We start from the raw sequence: 2,372 nt of genomic DNA on the forward strand, positions 1-2,372 counted from the left end.
GTGTGGATGGAACGCCACGGCCTGTGCTGCGCCGGGCCTTCCGCCGCCCGCGCCCTGGCCCTGGCCGAGGAACTGGAGCATCTGGCCGGGGTGCAGCTGGCGGTGCTGTCCGCCCACGCCAGGGTGCGGGACTGATCTGGGCGGGTTGACCGGCGCGGCGCACCCTTGGCGGGGGCTTCATCCGCCTCGCCGCCTTGCGTCCGTCACACGGAACGGCTAGATTCGCCACCTTGCGGCCATGCACCGGGCAAACGCGGCATACGCCGTCGCCTGCCTGCGTCCGCCCGGCCGCGCCCCTGCAACCTTTTTGGGGCCTTCAGCCCCGCAACCCCTTGGGGGAATTCCCCGCGCGAGGACATCGCACATGGCTCAGGCTTCCGACGCCGCACAAGGCTTCCGTCCCGATTTTGCGAAAATGAACGGTCTCGTGCCTGCCATCGCCCAGTGCGCCGCCACCGGCGAAGTGCTGATGATGGCCTGGATGAACGAAGAAGCATGGGACGCCACCCTCGCCACCGGCGAGGCGCATTACTTCAGCCGCAGCCGTGGCCGGTTGTGGCACAAGGGCGGCACGTCGGGCCATACCCAGCATATCAAGGCCGTGCGCCTGGACTGCGACAGCGACACCGTGCTGCTGCTCGTGGATCAGAAGGGCGACGCGGCCTGCCATGAAGGGTACCGCAGCTGTTTCTACCGAGAGCTGAAGGACGGCGAACCCGTCATCTGCTCGCCCCGCGTGTTCGACCCCAAGGAGGTCTACAAATAATGTCCGGCAACAACATGCTGAAGATCGGCATTCCCAAGGGCTCGCTCGAAGAAGCCACCGTGAACCTGTTCGCCCGCTCCGGGTGGAAGATCCGCAAGCATCACCGCAACTATTTTCCGGAAATCAACGACCCGGAACTGACCGCGCGCCTCTGCCGGGTGCAGGAAATTCCCCGCTACCTCGAGGACGGCGTGCTCGACGTGGGGCTGACCGGCAAGGACTGGCTGCTGGAAACCGGGGCCGACGTGGTCACCGTGTCCGACCTGGTCTACTCCAAGGTCAGCAACCGCCCGGCCCGCTGGGTGCTGGCCGTGGCCGGCGATTCGCCCTACGTGCGGCCGGAAGACCTTGCCGGGTGCACCATCGCCACCGAACTGCTGGGTGTTACCCGCCGCTACTTCGAAGACGCGGGCATCCCCGTCAAGGTGCAGTATTCCTGGGGCGCCACAGAGGCCAAGGTGGTGGAAGGCCTGGCCGACGCCATCGTCGAGGTCACCGAAACCGGCACCACCATCAAGGCCCACGGCCTGCGCATCATCGCCGAAGTGCTGCTGACCAACACCGTGCTCATCGCGGGCAAGGCCGCCTGGGCCGACCCGTGGAAGCGCGCCAAGATCGAGCAGATCGACCTCTTGCTGCAAGGCGCCCTGCGCGCCGATTCGCTGGTGGGCCTGAAGATGAACGTGCCCGCCCACAACCTGGACGCCGTGCTCGACCAACTGCCCAGCCTCAATTCGCCCACCGTGGCAGGGCTGCGCGACAGCGCCTGGTTCGCCGTGGAAATCGTGGTCGAAAACGACCTTGTGCGCGACCTCATCCCCCGCCTGCGCTCCGCCGGTGCCGAAGGCATCATCGAGTATTCGCTGAACAAGGTTATTTAGGACCGGGTACATTGGGCTAAGAATGAACCGGGGAGGGGACCTTTTGCGGCAGCCATTAGACGAGCGCATCGCGCGAGTCTTACGGATGGCGACCGCAGAGCGAAAAAGGTCTCCCTCCCCGGACCCCGCTTTGCTGTCCTCATCCGTAATGCTCGAAGACTCGCATAACGGCTGAGGCTCCCCCCTAAAAACTGCCACTGCGGCGGTCAGTCTGGATATAAAAGGCAGGGGCCTCGCAGTGGTTCCGGACATTTGCCCCTGTGTGAAAGGGGCCGTCCGCCGGAGGCCGTCCCATGCCCGCACATCCGTTCCTGCCCCGCGAACTCTACGGCATCATCGGCCATCCCCTCGGCCATACCATGAGCCCCCTGCTGCACAACTGGGGCTTCGGCCTGCTGGACGTGCCCGCCGTGTACATGGCCTGGCCGCTGGAGCCGGGCCGCGTGGGCGATTTCATCACCGCCGTGCGTACCCTGCCCATACGCGGGGCCAGCGTCACCATTCCCCACAAGCAGGTCGTGCTGCCCCTGCTGGACGGGGTCAGCGACCGTGCCCGCGCCGTGGGCGCGGTGAACACCCTGTACTGGCGCGACGGCCAGCTGCTGGGCGAGAACACCGACGTTACCGGCTTTCTGGCTCCGTTGCGCCAGCGGGCGGCAGCAGGGTGGCGGTGCGAAAGGGCGCTGGTGCTGGGCAACGGCGGCGCTGCCCGCGCCGTGCTGGCC

4 protein-coding genes are annotated in these 2,372 nt (G+C 66.6%); all 4 read left to right on the plus strand.

Translation table 11 applies throughout. The annotated features are described in order from the left end of the window. The first annotated feature begins 6 nt into the window (after window positions 1–6). Window positions 7–135, plus strand: a complete 129-nt coding sequence (locus tag FVW20_RS20155; protein ID WP_372434996.1) for a hypothetical protein — start codon at window positions 7–9, stop codon at window positions 133–135. A 229-nt stretch (window positions 136–364) separates the two neighbouring features. Next, window positions 365–766: a phosphoribosyl-AMP cyclohydrolase gene (gene hisI, locus FVW20_RS12765; protein WP_196609916.1), complete on the plus strand. Its 402-nt coding sequence runs from the start codon at window positions 365–367 to the stop codon at window positions 764–766. Continuing rightward, window positions 766–1,647 carry an ATP phosphoribosyltransferase gene (gene hisG / locus FVW20_RS12770; RefSeq protein WP_196609917.1) on the plus strand — a complete coding sequence of 294 codons (882 nt, stop codon included), beginning with the start codon at window positions 766–768 and terminating at the stop codon, window positions 1,645–1,647. The genes hisI and hisG overlap by 1 nt, the downstream gene beginning before the upstream one ends. Before the next feature lie 293 nt (window positions 1,648–1,940). Next, the coding region (locus FVW20_RS12775; RefSeq protein WP_372434995.1) for a shikimate dehydrogenase family protein at window positions 1,941–2,372 on the plus strand (432 nt) is incomplete at its 3' end.

Source organism: Nitratidesulfovibrio oxamicus (genome assembly GCF_015731765.1).
Lineage (GTDB): Bacteria > Desulfobacterota > Desulfovibrionia > Desulfovibrionales > Desulfovibrionaceae > Cupidesulfovibrio > Cupidesulfovibrio oxamicus.

Excerpts from the sequence above, each read along its gene's own strand:
- FVW20_RS20155 (WP_372434996.1), top strand. The coding sequence starts at position 7 with ATGGAACGCCACGGCCTGTGCTGCGCCGGGCCTTCCGCCGCCCGCGCC.
- hisG (WP_196609917.1), top strand. The coding sequence starts at position 766 with ATGTCCGGCAACAACATGCTGAAGATCGGCATTCCCAAGGGCTCGCTC.
- hisI (WP_196609916.1), top strand. The coding sequence starts at position 365 with ATGGCTCAGGCTTCCGACGCCGCACAAGGCTTCCGTCCCGATTTTGCG.